Source organism: Clostridium frigidicarnis, assembly GCF_900111985.1.
Lineage (GTDB): Bacteria > Bacillota > Clostridia > Clostridiales > Clostridiaceae > Clostridium_Z > Clostridium_Z frigidicarnis.
Genome location: NZ_FOKI01000027.1, coordinates 21,047 through 48,044, shown reverse-complemented (window position 1 = coordinate 48,044; position 26,998 = coordinate 21,047). Strand labels below are relative to the sequence as shown.

The 26,998-nt window shown below is 25.9% G+C and carries 25 protein-coding genes; 5 read left to right on the top strand and 20 right to left on the bottom strand.

What is annotated here, in order from left to right:
* Both tnpA and BM119_RS14125 read right to left on the bottom strand, forming a co-directional pair.
* The coding region (tnpA, locus tag BM119_RS14130) for an IS200/IS605 family transposase (RefSeq protein WP_143087331.1) at positions 1–228 on the bottom strand (228 nt) is incomplete at its 3' end.
* A gap of 184 nt (positions 229–412) precedes the next feature.
* The gene (locus BM119_RS14125; RefSeq protein ID WP_090042394.1) at positions 413–628 is read right to left on the bottom strand and encodes a hypothetical protein; all 216 of its coding nucleotides are present in this window, start codon (positions 626–628) and stop codon (positions 413–415) included.
* 207 nt (positions 629–835) lie between these two features.
* Here BM119_RS14125 and BM119_RS14120 point away from each other — a divergent pair, with 207 nt between their 5' ends.
* A complete protein-coding gene (locus BM119_RS14120; protein ID WP_090042393.1) occupies positions 836–1,414 on the top strand; it encodes a hypothetical protein in 579 nt (192 codons plus the stop codon).
* A 565-nt stretch (positions 1,415–1,979) separates the two neighbouring features.
* On the opposite strand, the gene BM119_RS14115 is transcribed toward BM119_RS14120, so the two are convergent.
* The 4 genes from BM119_RS14115 to BM119_RS14100 all read right to left on the bottom strand — a co-directional run bounded on the left by BM119_RS14115 (position 1,980) and on the right by BM119_RS14100 (position 8,847).
* Positions 1,980–3,281 (bottom strand): hypothetical protein, encoded by a 1,302-nt coding sequence (locus tag BM119_RS14115; RefSeq protein WP_090042391.1) that lies wholly within the window; start codon positions 3,279–3,281, stop codon positions 1,980–1,982.
* 117 nt (positions 3,282–3,398) lie between these two features.
* Positions 3,399–4,484, bottom strand: coding sequence for a hypothetical protein (locus tag BM119_RS14110; RefSeq protein ID WP_143087330.1), 1,086 nt, complete (start codon positions 4,482–4,484; stop codon positions 3,399–3,401).
* A 1,784-nt stretch (positions 4,485–6,268) separates the two neighbouring features.
* On the bottom strand, positions 6,269–7,498 hold the full coding sequence (locus tag BM119_RS14105; RefSeq protein WP_177199439.1) for a metallopeptidase TldD-related protein: 1,230 nt from the start codon (positions 7,496–7,498) through the stop codon (positions 6,269–6,271).
* Between the two features lie 11 nt (positions 7,499–7,509).
* Positions 7,510–8,847 (bottom strand): TldD/PmbA family protein, encoded by a 1,338-nt coding sequence (locus BM119_RS14100; RefSeq protein WP_090042388.1) that lies wholly within the window; start codon positions 8,845–8,847, stop codon positions 7,510–7,512.
* A gap of 343 nt (positions 8,848–9,190) precedes the next feature.
* On the opposite strand from BM119_RS14100, the gene BM119_RS19985 reads away from it, so the two are divergent.
* Positions 9,191–9,343 carry a hypothetical protein gene (locus tag BM119_RS19985; RefSeq protein WP_177199438.1) on the top strand — a complete coding sequence of 51 codons (153 nt, stop codon included), beginning with the start codon at positions 9,191–9,193 and terminating at the stop codon, positions 9,341–9,343.
* Here BM119_RS19985 and BM119_RS14095 read toward each other — a convergent pair.
* The 13 genes from BM119_RS14095 to BM119_RS19970 form a co-directional block, all read right to left on the bottom strand.
* A complete protein-coding gene (locus BM119_RS14095) occupies positions 9,327–11,042 on the bottom strand; it encodes an ABC transporter ATP-binding protein (protein ID WP_143087329.1) in 1,716 nt (571 codons plus the stop codon). The two genes, BM119_RS19985 and BM119_RS14095, sit on opposite strands and share 17 nt — an antisense overlap.
* A 190-nt stretch (positions 11,043–11,232) precedes the next feature.
* Entirely contained in the window at positions 11,233–12,366 is a 1,134-nt protein-coding gene (locus BM119_RS14090; protein WP_090042386.1) for an ABC transporter permease subunit, read from the bottom strand.
* Positions 12,366–13,106 carry an ABC transporter ATP-binding protein gene (locus BM119_RS14085; RefSeq protein WP_090042385.1) on the bottom strand — a complete coding sequence of 247 codons (741 nt, stop codon included), beginning with the start codon at positions 13,104–13,106 and terminating at the stop codon, positions 12,366–12,368. Before BM119_RS14085 ends, BM119_RS14090 begins: the two co-directional genes overlap by 1 nt.
* A complete protein-coding gene (locus tag BM119_RS14080; RefSeq protein ID WP_090042383.1) occupies positions 13,081–14,436 on the bottom strand; it encodes a B12-binding domain-containing radical SAM protein in 1,356 nt (451 codons plus the stop codon). Before BM119_RS14080 ends, BM119_RS14085 begins: the two co-directional genes overlap by 26 nt.
* Positions 14,437–14,493: 57 nt before the next feature.
* Positions 14,494–15,477 carry a S8 family peptidase gene (locus BM119_RS14075; RefSeq protein ID WP_090042382.1) on the bottom strand — a complete coding sequence of 328 codons (984 nt, stop codon included), beginning with the start codon at positions 15,475–15,477 and terminating at the stop codon, positions 14,494–14,496.
* The gene (locus tag BM119_RS14070; protein WP_090042381.1) at positions 15,450–16,823 is read right to left on the bottom strand and encodes a PqqD family peptide modification chaperone; all 1,374 of its coding nucleotides are present in this window, start codon (positions 16,821–16,823) and stop codon (positions 15,450–15,452) included. The genes BM119_RS14075 and BM119_RS14070 overlap by 28 nt, the downstream gene beginning before the upstream one ends.
* A gap of 11 nt (positions 16,824–16,834) precedes the next feature.
* Positions 16,835–18,172: a B12-binding domain-containing radical SAM protein gene (locus tag BM119_RS14065; protein ID WP_090042380.1), complete on the bottom strand. Its 1,338-nt coding sequence runs from the start codon at positions 18,170–18,172 to the stop codon at positions 16,835–16,837.
* A gap of 16 nt (positions 18,173–18,188) precedes the next feature.
* The gene (locus tag BM119_RS14060) at positions 18,189–18,479 is read right to left on the bottom strand and encodes a hypothetical protein (protein ID WP_090042379.1); all 291 of its coding nucleotides are present in this window, start codon (positions 18,477–18,479) and stop codon (positions 18,189–18,191) included.
* A gap of 154 nt (positions 18,480–18,633) precedes the next feature.
* Positions 18,634–18,804, bottom strand: a complete 171-nt coding sequence (locus BM119_RS19980; protein WP_177199437.1) for a hypothetical protein — start codon at positions 18,802–18,804, stop codon at positions 18,634–18,636.
* A gap of 724 nt (positions 18,805–19,528) precedes the next feature.
* Positions 19,529–20,833, bottom strand: coding sequence for an ATP-binding protein (locus tag BM119_RS14055; protein ID WP_090042377.1), 1,305 nt, complete (start codon positions 20,831–20,833; stop codon positions 19,529–19,531).
* Positions 20,827–21,534 carry a LytR/AlgR family response regulator transcription factor gene (locus tag BM119_RS14050; protein ID WP_090042376.1) on the bottom strand — a complete coding sequence of 236 codons (708 nt, stop codon included), beginning with the start codon at positions 21,532–21,534 and terminating at the stop codon, positions 20,827–20,829. The genes BM119_RS14055 and BM119_RS14050 overlap by 7 nt, the downstream gene beginning before the upstream one ends.
* A gap of 82 nt (positions 21,535–21,616) precedes the next feature.
* On the bottom strand, positions 21,617–21,757 hold the full coding sequence (locus BM119_RS19975; RefSeq protein WP_177199432.1) for a hypothetical protein: 141 nt from the start codon (positions 21,755–21,757) through the stop codon (positions 21,617–21,619).
* Between the two features lie 508 nt (positions 21,758–22,265).
* Complete coding sequence (locus tag BM119_RS19970; RefSeq protein WP_177199436.1) at positions 22,266–22,427, bottom strand: hypothetical protein; 162 nt, start codon at positions 22,425–22,427, stop codon at positions 22,266–22,268.
* Between the two features lie 289 nt (positions 22,428–22,716).
* On the opposite strand from BM119_RS19970, the gene BM119_RS14040 reads away from it, so the two are divergent.
* The 3 genes from BM119_RS14040 to BM119_RS19965 all read left to right on the top strand — a co-directional run bounded on the left by BM119_RS14040 (position 22,717) and on the right by BM119_RS19965 (position 24,909).
* Positions 22,717–23,226, top strand: a complete 510-nt coding sequence (locus BM119_RS14040; protein ID WP_090042375.1) for a sigma-70 family RNA polymerase sigma factor — start codon at positions 22,717–22,719, stop codon at positions 23,224–23,226.
* Positions 23,227–23,229: 3 nt separating this feature from the next.
* Complete coding sequence (locus BM119_RS14035; RefSeq protein WP_090042374.1) at positions 23,230–24,321, top strand: hypothetical protein; 1,092 nt, start codon at positions 23,230–23,232, stop codon at positions 24,319–24,321.
* A gap of 438 nt (positions 24,322–24,759) precedes the next feature.
* Entirely contained in the window at positions 24,760–24,909 is a 150-nt protein-coding gene (locus BM119_RS19965) for a hypothetical protein (RefSeq protein ID WP_177199435.1), read from the top strand.
* 1,092 nt (positions 24,910–26,001) lie between these two features.
* Here the strand turns inward: BM119_RS19965 and BM119_RS14030 are convergent.
* The gene (locus BM119_RS14030; RefSeq protein WP_090042373.1) at positions 26,002–26,955 is read right to left on the bottom strand and encodes a stage II sporulation protein P; all 954 of its coding nucleotides are present in this window, start codon (positions 26,953–26,955) and stop codon (positions 26,002–26,004) included.
* Positions 26,956–26,998: the final 43 nt, after the last annotated feature.

The window sequence follows — 26,998 nt, the reverse complement described above, 5'->3', positions numbered from 1 at the left end:
AAACTGCGCTACACTAGTTTTCGGCGGTATGCTTACTAACATATGTATATGATCCTGACATGCATTTGCTTCTATTATTTCTACGCCTTTATACTCACAAAGCTTTCTTAATATTTTTCCTATATCAACCTTTATCTTTCCATATATAATCTGCCTTCTATACTTAGGTGCGAATACTATATGATATTTGCAATTCCATTTGCTGTGTGCTAAACTTTGTGTATCCATTTGGATAACCTCCTTTGTTCTCATTTCGGTTGGCGAACCTAATTTGAGTTTAACAAAGGGGGTTTCTTTTTTCTACTCATAGCTATAAGCTTTTTAGAACCACGGGCATAGCCCGTGGTATTCGTTACACAAAAAAGCAGGAGCACCAAATAAATTTGGCATTCCTGTTTTTTGATTAAATGTATTAATATTTAAAATCGTAGAACCATCCACAATTTCTACAATGGTATCTCGTGAAACCATTTTCATGATACACAGTTTCTATGTCTGGACTTGGACATGTACAAACCGGTCTAGCAATTGCTGTCTTTATATTAGCCCCAGCCCCACCTACAATACATAATGTAGTTAGTGCAAATAAAAATAAAGAAACTTTTTTAAAAAACTTACCTTTTTTCATTTATACATCCCCTTTTTAATTTATATCAAACATATTATACCTAATATTATATAAAAAATACAATATTAGTAAATTAAAATATGATAAATATTCCTTTTATATAGTAAAATTTATATATTTTTAAAAGGTTATTCTTAATTAATGTAGAATATTTACTTTATATACATATTTATACTTATAATCTAATAATATATGGGGGAATGTATAATGAAAAAATTTAAGCTGCTTTTATCCACCTTAATAATACTCTGTGTTATATCAGGTGGTTGCAGTAATAAAATCAAAAGAGATTCTTCCTTAGATAACAGCTATAATAAAGCAATTGAAACCCTTAATAAAAATGAAGAAGCTATTAACAATAAAATTGCTGAAAAATATATGAATGTAAACAAAGGTACATTAAACTACGACACTTACCCTGGACAATACTATTTCTATGAAACCTATGATGGATTTGTAACTACAGACTTAATGTCTAAATTTCCTAATTTTGATGATAAAAGATATGGTGAAACCCTATGTGAATACACCTATGCTCCCGAAGATAACCCTTCAAGTATGAACTATGAGGATGCAATAAAACTAGTGTATTCAGTCTTGCCTGATGATATAAAAGAAGAAAGAACTATATATAATAAAGCACTTCAAAAAACATATATTGTATATTCATCTAGCCAAGGTAACTTTGTAGTAGGCTTAACCCACAGTGTTATTGTTAATACCAATGGAACACCTACAGAAAATAGAGATACAATTGTAGGTATAGATTATCTTAAAGAAATTTAAGATTAAGAATAAAATTCATTTATCCTTGAAAATAGAATTATAATTATCGTAGACAAGCAGATTTCACCAACATTTATCATTCTATTTTCATTAGATAATTTTTATTTTATGAGAATATTTAATTTGAATTGAAATTTAAACCTACAGTTTTTCTAAAAAATATTTTTATTTTAGAAATCTTTCTAAGAAGATTTTATCCTTCACTCTCAACTATTTACACTACTTACCCTCACTTTTCTTAGATAATTCTTTAATTAAAATATAGAATTTAATTATAAGTTTTTCCGAACATAGTGAAGAAGAACACCTCTAACATTATATTTTATAAGGTTTTCACCTAATCTTTATATGTTATTTAATAATTATATTACACAATCAGAAACACAAATATATATGTATATATTTGTGTTTACGTTTATATTTTTGTATTTATTTTTATAGATTAACTTGTTACACACCAATTCTAAACCATTTACATATTAGGCACATGAAAGAAAATAACAATTCCAAGATTCCATGTATATTTTATACAAACTGTTTCTTATATAATACTTTTGAGTGTATGTCATGCAAAATTATAATAAGTATTATCTTTAATTATCAAACTCTCCTTATTTTTAGTAGTAACTTCATTTATGAACTCATTCCAATTGTCTATTATAGTGGTTTTAATTGTTTTATTTTCTCCATAATAGTTTTTATATTTTATGTTATCCATATTTTTAAAAAACTCTGAATCATTGCTATATCTATAAATATCGCTATATTTAATATCTTTCCGTTTTTCATCATATTTATTTTTTGCATAATCTAGGCTTTCATTAATTGTATCTAAAATATTATTACTATTATTGTATTTATTTATTACAAATTTAAATACATCGTTAATAGCTTGTTTGTCCATCCTTGCAAATCCTCTTTTATCTTGTACAATTTTTTGAGAATTTGCATATTTATTATCATAATTCTCTATAGTATTATGATAATAATTTTTCTTTACAATATTAATTTTATCTACAATATCGTCTCTCAAGTTAGAATTTTCTAACAATATATTGGTTTTTAGTTCTATTATACCAAAATTAAGTCCTAGGGCTTCTTCGTTTTGGTCAAACTCCCACTCACAATATATAGGTTTTTTAATATTATTAACAAAAGTTGACATTACAGAAAGTTCATCTTTACTATAGGTTTTATCTAAATCCTTATAATCTCCTGATTTGCAAACCCCCCTTAACTTAGAGGACATATAATAATTATCTTTCTCTAACCATTTATTCTTAGGACTTTTAATATTTGCATAGTTATCATTTTCATCTATATATTTGGAGTAATTTTTAACCTGTTCTGAATATATATTTTTTATACTATTGTAAATTTTGTCCTTTTCTCCACTTAATCCATTATTTTCTAAAAATCCACCAACCATATTTGAAAATTCATGTGAATACCTATCTATTGTATTCTCAAACATATTATCAAGTAAACTTATTTGCTTCTTTAAGTCTTCCCCTTGAAAATTCTCTTGAATCTGATTTTTTAAAACTGAATACTGCGATGATAGATAGTCTAAACTGTCACTAAAATTATTATTATTTAAAATATTTCCACTAACATTCACTAAATTCAAATTTAATGAATCCCAATTTATCTCTTTATCAAGTCCATTGTTTTGTATTTGTTTTATAAATTCATCTTTAGATACTTTACTTACATCCGTATTAAAATATTCCCTATTTTGCGCTTCATCATAGGTAATTGGTTTTAGTGGGTTATAGTCACAACTTTTAATTTTCATACTTTTTAATTCATCACTAATAGGTGTAATCCCTGAACTCTTTACTATATGTGTAATATCAATTTTCATTGTTAAATTCCCTTCTCCCTAATTACTTACTTAGTTACATTTAAATAAATAACAAATCAAATGCATTAATGTACTGACTTGTTATTTTCTTTCATGTGACTTAAATAAACTTATCACTTAATTCAAAAAGTTTATTGTTGGTATAGGTTCAATTCCACTTGCATAATAAAAATTTAGTACGCTAAAAAAGTCAATTGACTTACCTGTATCTAAATCTACTACCAATATATGATCTCCGTAAGTTGTCATATCCTCAGCATCAATCCTTCTAGGTGTTGTTTTTCCAGTAGTATCAACAAAAGAATTATGATAGGATGTATTTACACCAGATTGAAATGCTGATTCAAAATAGGTAAACAAAGTTCCTTTGTCTAGATAAATTAACATTGCGTTAGCTGAACTTGCATACGATGATTTATAGCTTACAGGTCCTGATACAGACTTAATTTTCATATCAGAAATACTATGCTTACGACTAGTATATCCTCCACTATTCGGAAAATAAAATTCACGTTCCCAATTTAATTGTGAATTGTCCTTGTCTAGATTACAAACATATTTTCCATTTGAATATATATCTTTATTAACATATTGTATTGTTAAATATTTTAATGAATCAGACTTTCGTAAAATTGTAGAATTATCACCACCTGGATTTAATGCATTCATTCTAAGAGTATATTTATCACCAACAGTGTTATTATTTGAAAATACCCTAATACCATAACTACCTGTTGGTAAATTAGCTAATTTAATTTGATTACCAGAAAATACATATATATCTGTTGGATTAAACGTTCCATCTTGCCAATTAACTATTCCTAATTGTGCTACATAATTTGAATTACTTGATACCATATTCATTAGCATAGTTTTAGTGCTATCAACATTAAAAAAGTAAAAATCAGTATTATCTTCTGCAGTTAATGACTCCTCTAAACTTATTAATGGAACATCTACCATCGATTGCGATTTTAATTTCTTATTTTTTATTAATTCTTCTTTAATCTTTATAGTTTTATTATTAATTTGTCCTAGATTATTAACTTCGCGTACATCTTCATTTTTTGTGATCAAACTATTTAAATTAAAATCAACATTTTTTTCATTTGTTGTTGCCTTAACCGAAATGGCTCCTCCTAAAAGTAAAGCTATACAAAGAAAACCTAAAGCTTTTTTAAAATAATGTCTATTGTTTTTCATCACATTTACCCCTCCATTTTTTTATATTGCTATATATATCGTACTATATTGGAAATACTTTAAAAAATTTTATAATATTTACATTAAAACAAAAATAAGGATGTTAGATTCACTCAAAAAATTTTATATTTTTCTTTACAGCAAATACAGTTATATTAATATGTACTATAATTGGTGAGAAAATCCGTATTGTTTCACATTAAATTGAAAATAGTTAACTTTAATATCTATTAAATATCTTTTCAATAAGTTTATTTGAAATAAATTTAACTATAAATAGTAAAATAATTATAATGTATTTAAGATCTATATTATCTGATTAATGCACATTCAAAAAATAATAGACCTGTATGCTTGTCTATTTTGCATCATACTTCGTCAGCAAATTCAGCTAATACCCCTACTATTAACTAAACTTTTCTCCTTGCCTCATATAAAATATACGATACCTCTTTGGTCTATTCTTTTATTTCATATGCCTAAATATATAATTTGAATATACAAAACAACTTTAGTTGTCTTTATGTTTAAACAATTAATTATATAATTATTTAAGTAAACACATTCTATATACTAAAATCATTTAATTTAAAATAATAAAAATTCAAGTTATAAAACAAACTTTAAAATTACTAATTTGTAAACATAATTGTTTATGTTTATGTTTTTATTTATATATTTATTTTTTTAAATAATTTTGTAATTGTATTTATAGAAATATAATTAAAATTAAATACTAAAATATATGCCATTTTTTGCAAACATATAAATCGATTAATTTGTAAACTTTATTGTTTACATTTACATTTTTAATTATATAAATATATATATATTTGTTTTTTATTTTATTTATAAAGATATTTGTATAAATATCTTTATAAATGTACATATATTAAGGAGTTATAATATACATAGTTTACTTAATTAATATCTTATATATAGGGACATTTTCAAAAGCTGTCTACATAAAATAAAAAAAAATTAGGTTGAAACTAATATAAAAATTTATAAATAGTTTCATCATTATAATTTTATTTTAGCCTAATTTTTTAAATTAAATTTATTATTTTTTAATTATTATATTACTTTATTTTTATAAATTTCACCGTGTTATTTATAAAAAAATTTAACTTTACATAAGTTAAGCTTTATCTAATTTTTTATTTTACATTGTTTTTTTACTGCATTTATTAATAATAAAAACCCATTAAAGATTAATATAAATTCTTAATGATTTTTTACAATATAAAGATACCAAATTTCAGTTGTATTTTTTGTTTATTCCTTATTCTTAGTAAATCCTTTTATGTTTATTTATATATGTTATTAACTATGCATATAAAAGCCTTGAATTAGTAACAAATAGTATGAGAAATGAATTCTCTAATAAATTCATATTTTGAAAAGGTCATTTATAGTAGTGCTATTAGTGACTTTTGACCATGAAGTATTATTCCAACTAGACAAGAATACTGGTTTATTATTTTTTAGAGATGTCTTAAAAACCACCACTATAAATTAGTGATGGCTTTTAAAATATCATTATAAAAAGTAGATACTCAAAGTTCTAATTAAAAATTGATAATTATAGTTGAGATTAGAGCGTTGTGGTTGAAAATCACAGATTTTCTTTAATAATATCTTTTTATTTTATAAATCTTCATAAGAAGATTTCATCCTTAACTCTCAACTATCCACATTCAACTTTCAACTAACAAAGACTATACATATCTAATGTCTTTTAACTATACGCATATTCAACTTCATTATAAAGACCTACTCATCTAAATAGTACTCACATCTAAATCCATAACCACAAACTTGCTAGTTGAAAATGGTAATAAATTATCCTTTGACACTCCTCTAAATCCATTTCCAAACATATCATAAATATTTGATGTAAATTGTATTTCTGGTAACCTTCCTAATATCTTCTCGCCATCAAATAAAAATGCTAATTGAACAGGAGTTGCAAAATCACCTTTTGGCGTAAATTCTCCTCCGTCTGCCATCATACTAATAATAGCCATATCTCCACCAATAAGTTCCTTTAATGTGTTGTTACTTTCCTTAATCTTATAATTTAAAGGTGAGACAACAGGAACACCATCATAAAAAGAAGTTGAACTTCCTGTTAAAGGTAAATTAAACTTTGTTGATGTCTTTTTATCAGTATAAAGAGCTTTTAATACTCCATTTTCAATAAGTGTACACCTATAATCATTATTTACCACACCTTCTGCATCAAAAAAAGGCATATTTATAACATCCTGAGGATTAAGTGATTGGTGAAATGTAAAATTTTCACTAAAAATTTTTTCATCTATTTTGTTTGAAAATAATGAACTACCAGTACCAAATGCCTTTCCACTTAAATCATTTATTAATTTATTTACTGGAATATAGTGTGCAAATACCACTGGATACTTCTTGTTTTTAGGAAGATTTACTTTATTATTAAATGTATTTAGAATAATTTCACTCTCTTGAAGTAATAAATTTCTATCATATTTTCTTTCTTCAGCTCCTATAAACCCATCAAAAAGACTTGATGAGTTCTTATGCTTGAATAAAAGTTGTATAGTAATGCCTCTATCTGCATATTGAAGATCTAATACATTATCATTTAAAATTCTTGTACTAGTTTCTTTTAAGTTTATTTTATTTGAAAAACTAAATTCAGGATGATTATTTTTAAGTTCACACAAGAATTTATCAACTTCACTTACTAATTCTTCTTCTTTAATAATTTCTAATCTTTTATCAACATTTTCTTTTCTATACCCTGAAAGCTGATATGGATAAGGAATATTTTGTTCTAACCCTTCTATTGCTTGTTTTTCAAGTTCATCCTCATTATATTTTCCTATAGCCCCTGCAACGCCAATAATTCCATCCTTATACACTCTAAGACTTGTTTTAGTGTCATTTTTAAGTCTTACAGCATCTATATTGGAATTAGCAATACTAATGGAAGTCTCTTTAATATTCTCTATATATTTTTCTTTTAGCATAACATTCCCTCCTATTGAACATTCATATTTCTTACTCTTACATATGGTCCACCAAATCCCACTGGTAACGTATATTGTTCTATTTTTCCGCATCCCCCTAATGCACTTGACCATATTTCTAGTTCATTAGAGAGTCCATCTATTTCAGAAAGAGTTTCAAATACATTACCAGTTATTACAGATATGTCAACAGGTTCTACGATCTTACCATTCTCAATTCTATATGCAAGGGATGGAGCTATTGTAAATGTAGACATTCCTGATCCATATTTAAAAGTTTCAATATAAAATCCTTCTTTAATTTCAGAGAAAAGTTCTTCCTTACTTTTCTTTCCTGGAAGTATATAAGTTGATGTCATTCTTACGATAGGTTCAAATTCATAATTCATTGAACGTGCATTTCCTGTTACTTCCTCCTGAAGTTGTGCAGCAGTTGATACACTGTGAAGTCTTCCTGTAAGAACTCCATCCCTAATTAAATATGTCTTTCTTGCCTTAGTTCCCTCATCATCAAATGGAACATACCCATTGCCATTTTCTTGTCCACTATCAACAATTGATAAAATATCAGAACCCACCTTAGTCCCAATTGCCCATTCCCTTTTCATAGTTTCATCCCAAACCATAAAGTCTGATTCACTCTTATGTCCAAAACTTTCGTGAGCAAATACACCTGCCACAATTGGTGATAAAACCACTGTATATCTTCCTGGTTTAGCTTTTTTCGAATTCATTAAGAACTCCTCACATTTTTCAATATAAGTTATTAACTTATCTTCTTGTTCCTTTAAATCATTATAATAATTAGACCCCTTATTAAATTTCTCAGATAAGTTTTTATCACCATTTACTAAGTCAAATTCTAATGCAAAACCAGATCTTTGAGCATCAAAGATAAGATTTGCTCCTTTACTAGAGTAAAATTCAAAATTCTTTTTACAGTCAATATAAGTAGCTTTCCACATTTTTATAGACTCTCTACCCTCAATAACTTTAAAATATGATTTTAAAAGTTCATCTTTTTCTTTCTTGGTTATATGTTCTATACTATCATCATTAAACTTTAAATATTGACCCTTATTTACCTCAAATTTTTTAACTATAGGATTTTCATTCAAATTTGCATTTGGCTTTGCCATGTTACAAAGCTTATTAATTTCATCTTGGATTGAATTCACATCAGATATTGATGAATAATACCATCTCACACCGTCAAAAACCCTTAAAAAAGCAGCCTTATACTTTCTAATTTTCGATTCTTCTAAATCCCCTAATGTGTATACAATATTTGTCTCGAATACATCCTCAATTCTTACATCAGTATAAAGATTTTCTGGAAATTTAAACATAACTCTACCCCCTTACAATTTATTAAGTTACAAGTTTAAAGTTACAAGTGACAAGTTAAATTAAATATTCCTAACTATTTCACTCCAACTTATAACTAAATAACTTATCACTAAGTGAAGCTCTTTTTTTCAATTTGAAAAATCAATTATTTATTTTTTAGTATCAAGTGATTCTTAGCCCCACATTGTAGAAAATTTGATCATTAGATCCCCTAGAAATTTGGTAATTTTTAAGAAATAATGGTATGATACTTGTATAATTATTGCTATAATTGTAAATGTATGTTATATAATTATTACATAAAGTCCCTAATAATTGCAACATTATAGGAGGTAATTAAAAATGGATATTAAAATCGATGAACATTTTGAATATACTAAAACCCCTTGGGGTAACATGTTCTATAAAATTGCTTGGAAGGAACAAAAAAGAAATAAAGGAAAGCTAAAAAGCTTTCCTTTAATCTTTATATATTATTTTATTGAGTCAAAGTAGTTTCTAATCCTCCATAAAGATAATACAAGTTATAAAAGTATTCGTGTCTTTCTATTAATGAAGAAAATTTACCAATTTCAATAATCCTTCCATTTTTCATAACAATGATTTCATCATATTTTCTTAATATATCTTCTCTTAATTTATGAGTTACAACTATAGCAGTAATATAATCTAAGTTTAATATAGAATTTTCTATATTATAAGATGTTTCATTATCAAGAGAAGATGTTGATTCGTCTAGAATTAATATAGAAGATTTTTTTATTAAAGCTCTAGCAATAGCAATTCTTTGCTTTTCTCCTCCAGATAATTTATTCCCATTCTCCCCTACAGAATCCTTTATACCTAGTTCAAGCTTATCTATAAATTTTTTTAATCCTGATACCTCTAAGGCTTCATCTATCGTGTCCTTACTATAATTTGAATATAATCCTATATTATCTTCAATAGTACCATCAAACATAAATACATTTTGATTTATTACTGATATATGATTATAAAAATCATTAAAATCTATAGCTTTCAAATTTAAATTATCAACCAGTATTTGTCCATAATACTCATTGTAATAACCTAAAATTAATTTTATTAAGGTGCTTTTACCACATCCACTCTCACCTACAATTGCATATTTTTTCCCTTTTTCAAAGGTTAAATTAATATCATCTAGTACATTTTTATTTTCATCATATCCAAAGGTAACATCTTTTAATTCTATGCTTTTATTAAATTTATTTATTTTATTTAATTTAATATCTTCTTTGTTATTACTTAGTAGTATACTTTCAATTTTATTTGAGATGTTTTTTATTGATTTTATTCTATTTAGAATAGCTACACTACTACTTAATGGAGTTGCTATGTTGTTCATAAGCTGCACTGAAGCTATTATTGACCCAAAGCTTATTATTCCTCTCAAGTTAAGAAAGCCACCTACCATAATAACACCTATAAACATAGAAAAACCTAATAAAGCCGCCAATAAATTTATGAATTCTTCCATTAGTGTATAATCTTTTTTACTTTCCTCCATTTTATAAGTAGACTTACCAAAAACTTCTTCAACTTTATTATATAAGTTAAAGCTTTTTATAACCTCAAATCCTGAAAGCATATCCTTAGTTGTTGATGTAAAGTTTTCAAGGCAATGAGAATACCTTGTTTTTTTATATATTAACTTATTAGATAATATGGTTGGGATAATAAATGTAAAAAACCCCAATATAACTATTGTTAATGTAATGTATACGCTTATGCTAATTAAGGATATAAGTGCAATAAAAAAGCTTAAACTAAAACTTATTAAGTTAAATATGTTATTAAAAAAATCGTCCTCAATAATCTTCATATCATTAGTCAAAATAGAAATATATTTTCCACTATTATTCAGTGTAAACTCCTTCATATCTTTTTTAATAATACTATTAAAAAGATCATTCTTTAATGTAATTAAAGTTTTCTTCATGTAAATAGCTCTTATGTATCTGTTTAAATAACTAATTATTAAATAACTTAATAAAAAAATTATAATTATAATTAATCCATTATGAAAAAGCTTATCAAAATTTCTATTTGTTATTAATTGAATTAAATATCCTAAAAGAAAAGCCAATGATATATCAAGAATACTACAAACAAGGATTGTAAAACACCTCAATATAAATAGTAGTTTATATTTAAATAAATATTTTTTCATTAAAATTATCCTTTCATAACTAATAATAAAAAAATTGTATATAAGTTGAATATTCAAATATATACAATTTTTTTTATTATTTAATTTTTTTATTTTTTTTAAGTACAAGCCCAAATATGACACCAACGGCTGCACAAAATACTATAAATAAATAATTCAAATTAACAACTCCTCCTATTTATTTATACTTTTAATCAGTAAAATAAAGCATGTCCTCACTTTCAAACGCTCTTAAAAGTATAACTATAAAGACAAATATTGCTATAATATTAGATATTAATATAACCCCAATTTTATAAATATTAAAATCATATCTAATACTCATTTGTATTAAGTCATAAAAATTTACTATAGGTATAAAATCAAACCACCCTAAAGCACTTCTATATGAATTCAACGTATTAATATCCATACCAAAAATTATAGTCATTGGACAAAGCAAAACCCATGGAAGGTAAACTAAATATACTTGAGCTTGTTTTACACTCTTAGCTATTAATCCAAAGGTAATTTGAGCTAATGAAAATACCGTGCAAAAACCTAATATATTAAATATTAGCAAAGGAATTTTACTAACTAAATCTAAATCTACCTTAAGAAATACTTTAAAAAGCATTGTAAAAACAAAATATATTGGTAAGAAAATAACTATTGCTATAGAAAAGCATGAAATTAAATTAGATAACCATTTGCCTAATATTATTTGCATTTTTGATAATGGAGAACTTAATACAATTTGTATAGTCCCTGAAGCTTTTTCTTTTGTAGATAAATAATAGGCATTTGAATTATTTATTCTCATAGATAATAAGATTATTATATAAGAACATATTACTCCAATTACATTATAAATAATTTTATTATAATCCTTATCCCTATATTCTATGATTGATTGGACTGAAGGTAAATTTATATTACCTAATAATATTATTTTTATATTGCTTAAAATATCATCCTTTAAAGCTTCCATATATGGATCATCTTTAGTTGCACTGTTTTGAAAAAAAATAACAGATTCTTTTGATTCATCAAAAATAACACCTAAAGATATTTTTTCATTTTTAATATCGTCTTCAATATCCTCCTGACTTTTTTCAACAAACTCATAATAAGTATTTGAATCTCCTAATTGCTCTTTTATATACAAAGAATTGATTCCTATAGTAATCTTGTCACTTTTTTTCTTAGAATAATTTCCTAATAATGCTGATGTTATTGATATAAATATAATTATTAACAATGGAAATAAGATATTAAAGATTAAGCTTTTCTTATCTCTTGTTAACTCTTTTATTTCCTTTAATGTTATATGAATAAATGACATCAACACATTCCTTCCTTTTCAATTTTATCTTGAATAGAAATATATACATTTTCAAAACTATCAGCATTGTATTTATTTTTAAGATTTTTTATAGTATCATGTTCAAAAATAGTTCCCTTATTCATTATCACAACCCTATCACATAATAAATCTATATCTTCTGCTATATGAGAAGTAAGAATTATTGTTTTCCCTTGTTCCTTTAATTTTTTCGTATATAACCTAATTAAATTTCTAGAAATAATATCAAGTTCACCTGTAGGTTCGTCCATTAATATTATTTTGGGATCAGTAATAATTGATCGTATAAAGGATATTTTTTGTTTCATTCCCTTTGAATAAGTATTAACTTTTTGATTCTGAAAGTCTACATGTAATTCTTCATATAAATTTTTAAGTCTAGAATACACAACTTCTTTATCAACCTTAAATAATTTTGCATAATACACTATATTTTCTTCACCAGTTAACTGCTCATATAACATTGGATTTTCAAATAAATACCCTAAATTTTGCTTTACCTTTGATGGATTTTTAATGGTATCATAACCTGATATATATATAGATCCCGAATCCTGTTTATACAAAGTTGATAATAATTTCATTGTTGTTGATTTTCCAGCTCCATTATTACCAAGTAATCCAAATATACATCCTTTTTCAACTTTAAAGCTAAGATCTTTTACACTATAAAAAGTATTCCCTTTATATTTTTTATAGACATTGTTCAACTCTACCATTTAAGTCTCCTTTAAAAATTTCAAATTCATTTGTTTTTCCTAATAGTACATTAACAAACTTTTGATAGTATTCTCTTAAATCATTAGCTGTTAAATGTTTAGTGTTAATAATTGCATTGTCCATTGTAAACTTATTCCAATCAGCTGTTAATAATTCCATTTCATAGCTTTTCATATTCTCATAAATCTTTGTACCTGGATAAGGAGTTAATATACTACCAAAAACATTAGCTTTATATAATCTTCGTAACTTTAAAGCAAATAATATTGTCTCTTGTACTGTTTCGTGAGTGTCGAATGGATGTCCCATAATAAATGAAACATTAATATCGAATCCAATACTAGAAGCTATTTTTACTGCATTCTCAATTTGCTCAACAGTAACTTTCTTACCAATCTTTCTTAATATTTCATTATTAGCACTTTCCATGCCAAATTGAATTTTTCTACAACCTGCATCATATAAACTCTGTAGAAGCTCACTACTAGCAACATCTGCCCTTGATTCACATCCCCAAATAAACTTTTTACCTGTATCCTTTAATATATTACAAAACTTTATAGCTCTTTGAGCATTTATAGTAAATGTATCATCTATTATAAAAAACATATTTAAATTAAATTTATTTTCTATTTCTAAGACTTCTTCTAATATATTTTCTGGTGATCTAAAGTATATTTCTTTTCCCCAATATGCTCGAGAAGAACAGAAAATGCAATCTCCTGGGCATCCTCTCGAAGTAGATATAGTAATTGGATATACATATTTCTTTAAATCTATAAAACTTCTATCCGGAATTTCTAATTCATCTAAGTTTTTTATCCTAGATTTTTGTTTAGTTATATGAACCTTACCTTCTTTTAAATAGGATATTCCATCTACTGATTCTATATCCAATTGTTGTTTTATTATACAATCACATAGTTGAGAAAATGCAAATTCCCCTTCTCCAAAAATTACATAATCAAAATCTAACTCTTTTAATATTTGATCGTTACAGAAAGTAGCACAGGCCCCTCCTCCGACAACTACAACATCACTTAATGTATTCTTAATTAAATTTGATACTATTTTTATAGGTAACCATGATTCAACAAAGGTTGATATGCCTACAATTTTAGGCTTAGTTCTATTTAGTAAACTCACAAAATCGTTTTTATTGTAATAATTAACAGCCATATCAATAACCTGAACCTCATAGCCCTCTTTTTTAAGATGAGATGCTATATAAAGTAATCCTAAAGGTGGCATTGATATCACATCTGCTAAATCCTTCTTATAGCCCCTATTGGTTGGAACATTGATTAACAAAACATCTATATTTTTCATATTTTAAAATTCTCCTATACTATATTAATATGCATAATAACTACTGATTCTAAAATACTAAAAACCTTGCAATTCATTGAACGCATTATCTACATTAAGAAATTTTATGTCTTCATTTGGAGTAGTTATTTTTTTGGAATGATCTAATAATAAATTTTTTAACTTCTTAGGAGAAAGTACTTTATTTTGAGATTTTAATAGAGCAATTGCTCCCGTTACAAATCCACACGCCATTGAACTACCAAAATCATAAACATAATTTCCTCTTATATCAGTTGTATAAATATATTCTCCTGGTGCATATATAGTATCTTTTTTGCATTTATTATTCTTAGGGGATGCATACAAGTGAAAAGGACTTAGTTTTATTCCACAAGATGCAACAGATATTACACTACTATATGCTGCTGGATACTGTGTTTCTTTTCCATAACCATTACCCACCGCACTGATTATTGGGACAGACTTTTTTATCAATTCACTTACTATTTCTTCCTCAATGAAATAATCCTGAGAATTTTTATTAGTTAATATATTTAAGCAATCTTTATAATATCCCAAACTTAAATTTATTATATCTATATCATTATTCATACACCATTCCAAAGCTTTAATTATGTTTTTTATATTTGCTTTTCCTCTATGATCCATAACTTTAAGAGGAACTATTTGTACTCCACTAGCAACTCCTGCAATTCCAATTTTGTTGTTTTTTTCTGCACCTATAATCCCTGCCACTCTAGTACCATGACCAAAATGATCTGTTGTATCCTTAGAATTATCAATAAAGTTAAACCCTTCTATGACAATATTTTTTAAATCTTCATGATTTCTATCTACTCCAGAATCTATTAATCCTATTTTAATATTGCATAAATCCAAGTTACTAATCTTACTCCAAGTTTCTTCTAAATTTATTAGCCTAAGTCCCCATAATAACTCTTTATATTCATCATTAATCAAATCATAAACTTTATTTTTCTTATTATATAAAGATTTAGTCATTTTAAGCCTTACTCTACAGGTTTTAATGGGCTCCATAAGATATTTTCTATAGCACCCTTTTCATATTCACAAAGTGGATATTTACCGCTTTTTTCTTCTGTATGAAAAATAGTATGAGCCCTACAACCACCTAGGCAAAATATTTTATAATCACATGAAGTACAATCCTCAAGTTCATCAGTTCTAACAAAAGGCTTATGCTTAATAGGAGCCTCTTTTGCATTAGAAATTAAAAACTTACTGCTATGGAGAACATGACAAGGATATATGTTTCCATTTACATCAATACTTAATTCATTTACACCTGCACCACAGCTTAATTTTGGTGTAAGAGAGAAAACATTATTCATACATCTTTGTATATCTCTCACAAAAATTATGTTATGTTTTTCATGCTCACTATGTTTAAGTTTATTATTTTTCCAAGAATTCATTATAGCAATCATCTTGCCTAGTTCCTTATTTTTCTCTTCTATTTTCTTATGGTCGTAATTAAAATGTTCTTTTAAATTATTGCCTTCTGAATCTATTAAGATTGGTTCATTTACAATAAAGCCTAATGAACCTACATTCTTAACAAAACCTATAACTTTTTCTAAGTTATCTATATTGTACTTTAATGGAGTAATTCCAATAAGAAATGGTAAATCATATATTGTACACATTTCAGAAGCACTTAGTACACCCTTAAATGATCCGTCACCTCTAATATAATCATTCTTTATTTCTTCAAATTCATCTAAAGAAATAATTATATAATCGCAGTATTCTTTTAACAAAATTGCTTGTTTAGAATCCAGCAATACACCATTTGTCCATAAAACTATTCTACAGTTATATGATTTAATAGATTTTAATATTTCTTCTAAGTTTGGATGAAGCAATGGTTCCCCACCTGTAATGTTTACAACTATATTCATATTTTCTGATAATGGTGTTAAATTATCTAAAATAGTTTTTAAACTTTCTAATTCCATAAATTTTGCATTGTTTGTAGAAACACATTGTTTATTACAATATCTACAGTTTAAATTACAGGCATCTGTTATATCTATAAATAATGATTTTAAGTTATTATCAAACTTAGGTCCAATACATTCTTTTTTCTCCTCAAATATTACCTTATTTTCTATACCATATTTACAAAACTTAATAACATCATGTTCAACTATTTCTTTAGGTAACATATATTCCTTAGAAATTTCATCTACAACTTCAAATAGCTTTTTATTTCCATCAAGTTTATTTAAAATATCAGCGCCTGTTAAGCTTGTCTTTATCCAAGAAAAAAATGTGTTTGAAAAAAATAATTTAAACCCATTTCTTTCTTCAGAATTAAAATAGTCTTTATGAAAGTATAATTTTTTATCAAGTAGTTGCATCGTATTTCCCCCTATTCACATATTTCCACAAAATCATTTTTAGAGTTATTTGCATTCATTAAAGCTACTATTTTCTCATAATAATATCTTAATTTTTCTATACTTATGCTTTTAGTGCTTATTATGGGATTATTAAGTTTAAAATTATCCCAAGTATTACTATGAATTTTAATTCCTAACTCTTCTGCTTTATAATATTGTTCAGTACCTGGAAAAGGAGTATTAACACTTCCCATAACATAAGCACCATATTTACTTTGTATATATTTTGCAAATGAAATTGTTTTTTGAATAGTTTCATCTGTATCGAAAGCATGTCCTACAATAAAAGATGCAGAAATATGCATTCCATATTTATGAGCAAGGCTTATTCCATTCTCAATTTGTTCGATAGTAACTAACTTATTTAATTTTTTTAAAATATTATTATCTGCACTTTCTAAACCTATTTGAATTTTTTTACATCCACATTCTGAAAGCATACTCATTAACTCTTCTGTTATAATATCTGCTCTGGATTCACATCCCCATAAAAAATTTATATTACTTTCTTTTATCATTTTACAAAACTCATAAACTCTTTTTGAAGATGCTGTAAAAGTATCATCAGTAATATAAAATACAGTAGTACCGTATTTTTTATTTAAATCCATTAATTCATCAAATACACTTTTTGCTGATCTCATTTTTACTTTTTTACCCCAAAATGCTCTAGATGAACAAAAGATGCATGCTCCTGGACATCCTCTAGAAGTACTTATAGTGTATGGAATTAGATATTTATTCAAATCAACTAAGCTTCTATCTGGAAATGGTAATTTATCTAAATCTTCAATTCTTTCCATAGATTCATTTATATATAATTCTTCATTATGTATTTTGAATACTATTCCGGGAACATTCTCAAGCTTTTCATTGTTTCTTTCAAATATAGCATCACATAAATGCAATACTGAATGTTCTCCCTCACCTTGTATTATATAATCAGTCTTGCTGTCCATTAAAATATCTTTATAACAAAATGTAGCAAATGCTCCACCTGCAAATATTTTTGAACTTGGAAGAACTTCCTTTATAAGCTCACAAAGTAGTTTTTGTGCTTTCCATGATTCATTATAAGTACTCATACCAATTAATTTAGGATTAAGCTCATTTAACGTATTAGAAAAGGATTCTTTTGTAAATTTTTCAACTGCAAAATCAATTATTTTAACCTTATAGTTACTCTCTTTTAAAACAGTTCCTATATATAAAAGACCCAAAGGTGGCATTCCATTGCTTTGGGCAAACTTTTCTTTATACCAACTGGTTGTAGGAAGATTGATAAGTAAAACATCTATATTATTCATAATTTGCTCCCTTCAATTAACCAAAAATCAAATTAAATTCATCTTCAACATCAATTATATAAATTAAGTTATATAACTTTAGTTCTTCAATTGTATTTTCAAATTGATTCCATGTGACTGAATCCTTAACTTTATTCCATAGTTCCTCTAAGGTGATCTCATAATTTATATTAACCCATATATTGCTAAAAACAGGATTTAATATAACGGACCCACCATCTTGGGTACATATTTGAATTAATTTATCCTCTCGTATATACCAGTTATTACATTCCCATTTTACAAGCTGTTGATTTTGAAATTCCATATATATACTCCTTAGATAATAAATACTTAGTTTTCTTATTAATTGACTTTAAGAAAACTATCTATATACAAAAACTTTTAAAACTAATTAATTACATATAAAATAACATAAAGAACAATACTGTCCTATAGAGGACAGTATTGCATTTTAAATTTTAGCCCGGAACAGCTGGACCTGGAATAGAGTCAGCAACTATAGCCCCAGCAACACCACTAGAAACACCACCAATAACATTACCAACAACTGTCTCTAACCATGATGCAGGCATATACATATCAGTATTATTTTTTGGTAGTACTAATTCAGGAGTCATATAAATCTTCATGTTCATCCCCCCTTCTTATTTTATAAAATACATAAAATCGCCTTTTTATAAAAAGGAAAATAATACGTTTTAAGTGTTAATACTTGCAATCCTCAATATAAGTAATAGCGATAAAAACATTTATAAGATTTATTTCAAAAACCTTAATAAATGTTATGGCTTATTTTAACAATTTTTATAATATGTTTCAATATATTGGGGACAACTGGTCATATATAGGGACAACTGGTCAACTTTTCATAAATACAAGTTATTATAATTGAAAAATGGATAAAACTAGTTTCCTTAATTTCTTTGCATTGATTCAAAATAATGATATTAAGTTTGATTCAACCTTTCATAAAGACATGTTAAAACTTGAATTATCTGTATCAGATATGGAACCCTATAAAAGCATTTCTTTTTTAAAACACTATATTTTAACAAAAAAGAAATAAAGGAAAGCTAAAAAGCTTCCCTTTAATTAAAAATTATCTTTATTCTATTATTTGAGTGTGATATGAAATCATCCTTATTTATTAGTTAAATGCTCCGGGTAAATGAGCAATTAATTCTTTATATTGGTTTAACAGGGTCATAATAAAAGATGATTTCATATCTTGGGGACCTTTTTTGTTAATTTCATTAACAACCTATTTCATAACCTAATATACTACCCTATGAATATATATACAACCCCTTAGGGACAACTGGGTCATCTCAGGGGACAACTGGTCACTTTTTATCAAATTGGAATAACTATCTTTAAAATAAATCTATCTTTTGTATAATCTACAACCACTTCTCCATCATATTTTTCAGCACATCTTCTTATACTACTTATACCAAATCCATGTTCAAATCCATCTGCTTTATCTGTAACAATCTTATTATTATGGATTTTTATACTATTAACCTTGCTATTATCAACTCTTATAACTAAAAAATTACCTACATATGTATTTTTTATATCTACATATCTTTTTATATTACCATCCTTAATTTTATAACAGGCTTCAATTGCATTATCTAATGCATTAGAAAATATACTACTTAAATCAATAACTTCTATGGGTATTCCCTTATTAATATTAATCTGAGTATTAAACTCTATATTATTTTCAGTACATATTCTCTTCTTTTCACTTAAAATAATATCTATAATTGAATTGCCAGTATTAAATATATTAATATTCTCTACTTCTTCATTTACTTTTTCTATATAATCATATGCTTTATTTTCATCTCCATAAAGCTCCTTTATACAGACAATATGATTCTTCATATCATGTTGAAGCTCTCTTAAGTTCCTATAAGACTTTTGTAATTTTATATAATTTTCATGGTCCATCATTGTTTTTTGTTTGATTAAAGTATTTTCTAACTTCAACTCATTATTTTTAATTAACCTTTTCATCATCCCAATTATAGCCACGTTAGATAATATAATTATTACAGTAATCACAAGCAACATGTAATTATTTATTGAATTTTTTACTGTAATTGAAAATGTGAATTTAAATATAATGAATAGACAAAGCATATTTGATAATATAGGTACTGCTATAAGATTAAAATCTTGCTTCTTTAAACCTACCGATATTGTTTTGTTCTTATAAATTATAAAAATAATTATAAAAAAAAGCTTAGATAAAGCAACTGTTATTATCTTATATGGATTTTCATATACTACAGCTCCTATATTTTGAGAAGTAACTATTGCAATAATAATCATACTTATTGATTCAGTTGCTGATAATATAAACCAACATATCATTATAGTTATTGTGCAATTCCATATATCCACCTCATAATTAATTTTATAAAAAATAGCTACAATGACCATATTTACAATTACTATAGTATTTGGAAAAATATTAAGTATATTAATCCCTATTCCTAGTACCATTAAAGTAATTAAGCCTATGCCTATGAAGGTTCCATTTCTTTTTCTAACACTTATATTATCTAATATCACATAAAAAATACCTATTTCTACGCTTACTAATAATACAATAGTTATAGTCCAAGGTGCACTGTATTCTAACATAACATATCTCCCAATAAATTTGTTAATTCAATCTTTAATTCTTTATATCTATGTTTACTCACAGGTATAATTTTCTCTCCGAGTCCCACATTATCTCTATTTAGTGATGTTATACCTTTCAAATTAACTAAATAGCTCTTATGGCATCTAAAGAAGTTATAACTAACTAAATTTTTTTCTATTTCCTTCATACTTAATTTTGCATGATAAGATCCATATTCCATATGTATACATATATAATTCTTTATTGATTCTATATATAATATCTTGTCTATATGTATCTTCTTCAATCCTTCAGTGCATTTAATTGCTATAACACTATTCTTTTCTTTCACATACTGTATACATTTCATAATACCTTCTTCTAATTTTTCAGGATCTATGGGCTTTCTTAAATACCTATATGCCCTGACCACATACCCTTCTTCTGCATAATCCTTAAAAGACGTTGTAAATATAATTTCTAAATCATTATCAAACTCTCTAATCTTATAAGCTACTTCCATACCTGTAAGCTTATCCATTTTAATGTCCAACAATAAAATATCCATGTTTTCAGGATAGTTTTTAAGTAAATTTTCTCCACTTCTAAAAATAAGTAGCTCATAACATATCCTGTTTTTTTCAAATATATTTTCCAAATGGGATTTCATAGAATCAAGTTGCACTAATTCATCCTCGCATATTCCTATAGTTATCATATTACTCCCCCCAATGGACTTTAATTTTTAACATCATTATACATATTTTTGAATATATTGTATACCTTTCTTTATAACACTATTAATAGGAACAAAGGTAGCTACGGCATGGTTTTCTATTACACTCTTTCTTAGGAATATATATGTATTCCCCTTCCACATACTTTTGAATTAACTCTATTACTTCCATTGGTAATATTTCCTTTGCCTTAATATAGCACATAATGCCCTCCTAAATTTAAAATTGTCATTTAGGATTAAGCAAAGGCTATTTATTTATAATCCATTAATTGTTTTATACTAAGATTTTAGTATCCAAAAAAACTTAAAGTCATTATGCTTATAAAAAAAGGTATCATATTGAAAATACAGACACATACATATATGTTTTCTGTAAACATTTCCACTTTTTTCGTAATTAAACATACAAAGTAGTCCCATAGAAATAAAGAATATTATTGGTGCTAAAAAAAGTAATAAAGCATTCATATGATTATTAACGAGGATTGGCACGTATCCCATTGTATTATTGAAAATACTACAATTAGAAAGCTACAAACACTCCCTAAGAACATACTAATAACAAATTTCTTTTTATTTTTATAATCTAAGGTTCCATTTCTAGATAATGTATACGCAATAACTCCTAATATAGTTGGAAAAAATACTAAAGTTATTACTCCCCATAATAAGGTTACTTTTCTTTTAAGTACATCTTTAATTATATTTATTTATAAAAACACAAATACAATTATAAGCATAATTAATGGTAATAACTCAACTAACTTTGCTTTTTCCTTAATATTGATAACCACAAAAGCTATTAATAAAAAACTAAATACCAATAAATATGGTATTACTTTACTTAAGTTTATCCTTAACACTTTAAACACGCTTCCCACTCCTTATTATTTTCTTATCTTATATTTATCACTCCCATCCTCTTACAAAGTGGGCGATAAAAAGTGCTATAATCCTGGATTATTCAGATATACCATGGAATATGCATTTTTTTAAGGGCTTGGGGACAACTGGACATACTTGTCTGATCTAAAATATACATTGCATCTTTGACTTATTATTTTCTTTCATGTGCCTTATTGCAACCTTTCTAGAAGTTTACTTATCTAATATAGTGTACTAAACTTTTAATTGCCTAATTATTTTCGGAGGTAACAATTAATGGAACTATCAATAGAACAATCCCTTAATAAAGATAAGGAAGCTTTTATAGAAGCTATAAATTCATGTACGCCTACACTATATAAAATAGGTAAAAACATGGTGGAGAACGATGAAGATATAGGAGATGCTATACAAGACACCATACTAACAGCATATGAAAAAGTTAATACCCTAAAGGATTCTAAATACTTTAATACCTGGGTAGTTAGAATTTTCATAAATAAATGCAACTGCATCTTAAATAAACGTAAACCTAATATAGCCCTTGATGATGCTTATAATATAGGCTGTAAAGATGGATCTATAAAAGATCTTGAATTAAAGGAAGCTATAAATAAACTAAAAAAAGATTATAAACTTGTAATTATTCTATATTACATTATGGGATTTAGTATAAAAGAAATTTGCTCAATTCTAAATGAAAAAGAAGGAACTATAAAATCTAGACTATGTAGAGCACGAAATGATTTAAGAGATTTTTATGGTGTTAATAAGGAGGATAATTAAATTATGGATAACTTAGAAAAAGATTTATTAAACCTAAAAAATGAGGACATAACCATTCCCCCTAGTGTTTTAAACAAGATAGATACTGCCTTTGACACAATTAGAAATGATAATTCAAATGATTTAAAATGTGTAAACTTAAAATCATATAATAAAAAAACTAAGTCTAAAAAAAGAAAATACTATTTAACTGCAGCTAGTTTAGCATTAGCTACAACTATAGGTTTATCAAGCCCTGTTAGAGCTGCCATTGAACAATTTGTTTTTAGCTTTAAAAATCCAGGCATAGAAAGTGCCGTTAAAAATGATTATGTTCAAAAGATATCAGATACAGAAGTTTCTAGTGACAAGTTTAATATGAACCTTAACAATATATTAGTTGATTCTGGACACATTGCCTTAGATTTTGAAATTAAAATTAAAGATAATTCAATGATACCAGAAGATCTTAACCAATTCGGTGTTACTATGGATGTGGATTTGTACAATGAAAATGGTGAGATTATTTATAAAACAAATACACCTGTTTCTAATCTTGCTTTAAGTGGTTATTCTATATTAGATAAAAGTAATATCGAGAATAATATATTAAATTTCAAAATATTACTTACATCAGATTCTGCTAAAATACCAACTATGGACACACTAAAAATTAATGTAGAAAAAATAGTATTTGCCCATTTAGTTGATACAGTAATTCTGTCTCAAGATTTGAATTTTGAGACATCAATAAAGCTAGATGATAAATTTAAAGAAGGTAAAAACATAAACTATTCATTTAACAATGATAACCCAAACATTAAAGTTTATAAAGCTACATCGCTACCAACTAGTATGAACTTAGAATTTGACTATCTAGTTGCTGGTGATGAGGCAAAAATAGTACATCGAGCAACCTTAGTTGATGAAAATAATAAAAGATATATCTCATCTTCAGCTTCTACAGAGACTTTACCTGGTGGGGGAGCCACTTTAAAAATTGTTTTTGATGGTATTACTTCCTTTGATAATGCAAATAAGTTCACTTTAGAAATTGAAAATCCAAATGGATCTACAGTAGATAAGGTTGAATTTAATAGAATGACTCTTCCTTAAGATGGTGTTCTTTTCATCATCTAACCGAAAAGTGAGGTCTAAGCTACGCAAACTAGCTGACTAACGCTTATGATTTTATTGTTATGAAAATGTATACTATCTTATAAAGTTAAATCTGTATACACTTAATTAAATTCATAAAAGCCATGAATTAAAGTTAAAAAACTTCATTCATGGCTTTTTCTTATTATGCACATTCAAAAATATTTACTCTTTAATTTGATAAATATTGTATTAAAGTTTAATTATTGGTAATAATTTCTTATACAATAGTGGACAACTTACTTTTTAATCATTTTATTTAATCCATACATTGGTATTACAAAAGTGTAAGTTATAACTGTTACTTTGTAATTTACTTAAATGGTTGGCTTTATTGATACAAGCTATAATAAATACATAAGGTCAAACAAAACAAATTAAGGGAGGAAACAAATTATGTTAAAGAAGTTTTTAAAGAAAGTTTTCAATGGAGAATTAGTTAAGGAAGAAAAAACTGAAGAAAAGGGACTTTTTAATATGGACAAAGACTATGAAATAGAAGCTATTGAAGCATTACAATTTATGCAAATTAACTCAATTGGATAGTTACTTTACTAGGTATTTATGATTGATAATAATACTATATTAAATATAAGCTACAGTTAAATTTTAAAATACGCTTAAGTGTTATTGCTATAATATATATGATTTTATAATAATTGTTTAACCAATATAGTAATATATAAGTTCTAATTAATAAAGTTCATAAGTTGATAATTTACATTATTATCAATTACTAAAATCACAGTTTAAATTCAAATGAATAAACTTTTTTAGAACATATATAAATAAGCTTTAGATAATCTTATTTAATAAATATTAAGATTGGAGATAGTAATGTGTGAAAAACTAAATAGCAAATTCTATTGAACACTGAGGTATATTAAAAATATATTTTAGTGTTTTTTATTTATATATTTGTATCTATTATTGTTTACATTTACATTTACGTTTTTAATTTTATTTAATTTTATATTTTTATTTTTGTATTTAATTATGTATATTGATTTGTATATAACTTTTATATTTCTTATTATTTTTAAATGCATATCACATGTAATAAATACATATGTAAACACAAACACATTTGTAAACATTTCTATTTTTATTTAGGTTTATATATTTGTACTTTTCTATACAAATATATTTGTTTATTCTATTGAAATTAAAGGATTTCTAACATAAATTTGAAGGGTAGTCCTGCTTATTTTTAAATGAAACTTCATACTTATTTTATTTCAAGCTTATCTAATTAAATTACTTATTTTTTAATATATATATGTACATACTATAATATATTATCTAAATCTATTTAAACTTATTCCTATATAAAAATCTATAATATAAAGATACCAAATTTCAGTTGTATTTTTTTATAAATATATTATTAAACACAATGGAAATTTGGTATCTTTATTAAGTGATTTTTAAATACATATTTTTATCTAAATCTTAAAGGAACTTATCTATACTCATAAAAATATTTACCTTATGGATACAACCTATAACACCACCTGAATAAAGATCCGTTCTGAAAACTTTAATGAGTGACAAGTTGCAGTAAAAAAGGGCGTTCCTTTCGTTCTCTGACACAAAATATACATGGTATCTTTGACTTGTTATTTTCTTTCATGTGCCTTATTTCTTCTTATTTATACTTTCAGCTAAAATTCTTGCTATATATTTTCCTGTTAACTGAGCCTCCTTTGATGTATTTTTTTCCGTTCCAACTTCAACTAATAAAAGATTCGAATTTTTATCTTGATTAAATCCATTTATTCCGTGGCCATATGTGAATGTTCCACTACAAAATCCTGGATATAATTTATTGCTAATGTTTATAAGTTCATTTACAAGTTTCATATTTTTATTTATGTTAGGTCTTCTTTTTGATATTACAAGCATAAATTTTGCTACATCTTCACCATTTACCTTTGTAGTAGTTGATGCCTTTGATGGTCCTGAATCTCTATGAATATCTATTATAATTTTAAAATCCTTATACTTGCTTAAATATTTATCCAAAGTTTCTCCTGATTTTGTATAAGCATTTGATCTTAATTCATCATGTATTGTTTTATCATGTATTACTGATATTCCGTAATTCTCCTCAAGATTTTTTGCAAGTTCATTACCTACAGACACTATATTTTTTGAGTTATCTCTACTGTATGCCTCATCACCATAGCTCTCTTGATTATGGCTATGATAAATAAGCACCTCAGGTTTAGATTTATCCAAATTCTTTTTCAGTTCTGTATTTACATCATCCTTATTTTCTAAACTTTCTTTGTTGATGCTAGCTTCATTCATTACAAAAGGGTTTAACTCCCATGCAGCCTCCTTCTTTGCTTCAATATCTCCATCCATAGCTATAAAAGAGATTTCCTTCTCCAATATTGACGTGGGATTATATATGTTTATACCTAAGAAATCCAATACTTTATCTTTAATAACATAATTATTATTTTCTATATCTTTTAAAACTTTCGAAATATTATCATTATATCTTCCATTAACACAAAATACTATAATAATACCTATGGCCATAACCCCTATTATCTTAATAAGATTTTTACTTCTAGGCCGCATAAACGCACTCACCCCCCTGTTACAATTTATTCGGCCTTATATA

What these genes read in the sequence shown, in the direction of transcription:
- BM119_RS14125 (WP_090042394.1), bottom strand. Translation starts at nt 628, where the DNA reads ATGAAAAAAGGTAAGTTTTTTAAAAAAGTTTCTTTATTTTTATTTGCA.
- BM119_RS14120 (WP_090042393.1), top strand. Translation starts at nt 836, where the DNA reads ATGAAAAAATTTAAGCTGCTTTTATCCACCTTAATAATACTCTGTGTT.
- BM119_RS14115 (WP_090042391.1), bottom strand. Translation starts at nt 3,281, where the DNA reads ATGAAAATTGATATTACACATATAGTAAAGAGTTCAGGGATTACACCT.
- BM119_RS14110 (WP_143087330.1), bottom strand. Translation starts at nt 4,484, where the DNA reads ATGAAAAACAATAGACATTATTTTAAAAAAGCTTTAGGTTTTCTTTGT.
- BM119_RS14105 (WP_177199439.1), bottom strand. Translation starts at nt 7,498, where the DNA reads ATGCTAAAAGAAAAATATATAGAGAATATTAAAGAGACTTCCATTAGT.
- BM119_RS14100 (WP_090042388.1), bottom strand. Translation starts at nt 8,847, where the DNA reads ATGTTTAAATTTCCAGAAAATCTTTATACTGATGTAAGAATTGAGGAT.
- BM119_RS19985 (WP_177199438.1), top strand. Translation starts at nt 9,191, where the DNA reads ATGGATATTAAAATCGATGAACATTTTGAATATACTAAAACCCCTTGG.
- BM119_RS14095 (WP_143087329.1), bottom strand. Translation starts at nt 11,042, where the DNA reads ATGAAAAAATATTTATTTAAATATAAACTACTATTTATATTGAGGTGT.
- BM119_RS14090 (WP_090042386.1), bottom strand. Translation starts at nt 12,366, where the DNA reads ATGTCATTTATTCATATAACATTAAAGGAAATAAAAGAGTTAACAAGA.
- BM119_RS14085 (WP_090042385.1), bottom strand. Translation starts at nt 13,106, where the DNA reads ATGGTAGAGTTGAACAATGTCTATAAAAAATATAAAGGGAATACTTTT.
- BM119_RS14080 (WP_090042383.1), bottom strand. Translation starts at nt 14,436, where the DNA reads ATGAAAAATATAGATGTTTTGTTAATCAATGTTCCAACCAATAGGGGC.
- BM119_RS14075 (WP_090042382.1), bottom strand. Translation starts at nt 15,477, where the DNA reads ATGGAGCCCATTAAAACCTGTAGAGTAAGGCTTAAAATGACTAAATCT.
- BM119_RS14070 (WP_090042381.1), bottom strand. Translation starts at nt 16,823, where the DNA reads ATGCAACTACTTGATAAAAAATTATACTTTCATAAAGACTATTTTAAT.
- BM119_RS14065 (WP_090042380.1), bottom strand. Translation starts at nt 18,172, where the DNA reads ATGAATAATATAGATGTTTTACTTATCAATCTTCCTACAACCAGTTGG.
- BM119_RS14060 (WP_090042379.1), bottom strand. Translation starts at nt 18,479, where the DNA reads ATGGAATTTCAAAATCAACAGCTTGTAAAATGGGAATGTAATAACTGG.
- BM119_RS19980 (WP_177199437.1), bottom strand. Translation starts at nt 18,804, where the DNA reads ATGAAGATTTATATGACTCCTGAATTAGTACTACCAAAAAATAATACT.
- BM119_RS14055 (WP_090042377.1), bottom strand. Translation starts at nt 20,833, where the DNA reads ATGTTAGAATACAGTGCACCTTGGACTATAACTATTGTATTATTAGTA.
- BM119_RS14050 (WP_090042376.1), bottom strand. Translation starts at nt 21,534, where the DNA reads ATGATAACTATAGGAATATGCGAGGATGAATTAGTGCAACTTGATTCT.
- BM119_RS19975 (WP_177199432.1), bottom strand. Translation starts at nt 21,757, where the DNA reads ATGTGCTATATTAAGGCAAAGGAAATATTACCAATGGAAGTAATAGAG.
- BM119_RS14040 (WP_090042375.1), top strand. Translation starts at nt 22,717, where the DNA reads ATGGAACTATCAATAGAACAATCCCTTAATAAAGATAAGGAAGCTTTT.
- BM119_RS14035 (WP_090042374.1), top strand. Translation starts at nt 23,230, where the DNA reads ATGGATAACTTAGAAAAAGATTTATTAAACCTAAAAAATGAGGACATA.
- BM119_RS19965 (WP_177199435.1), top strand. Translation starts at nt 24,760, where the DNA reads ATGTTAAAGAAGTTTTTAAAGAAAGTTTTCAATGGAGAATTAGTTAAG.
- BM119_RS14030 (WP_090042373.1), bottom strand. Translation starts at nt 26,955, where the DNA reads ATGCGGCCTAGAAGTAAAAATCTTATTAAGATAATAGGGGTTATGGCC.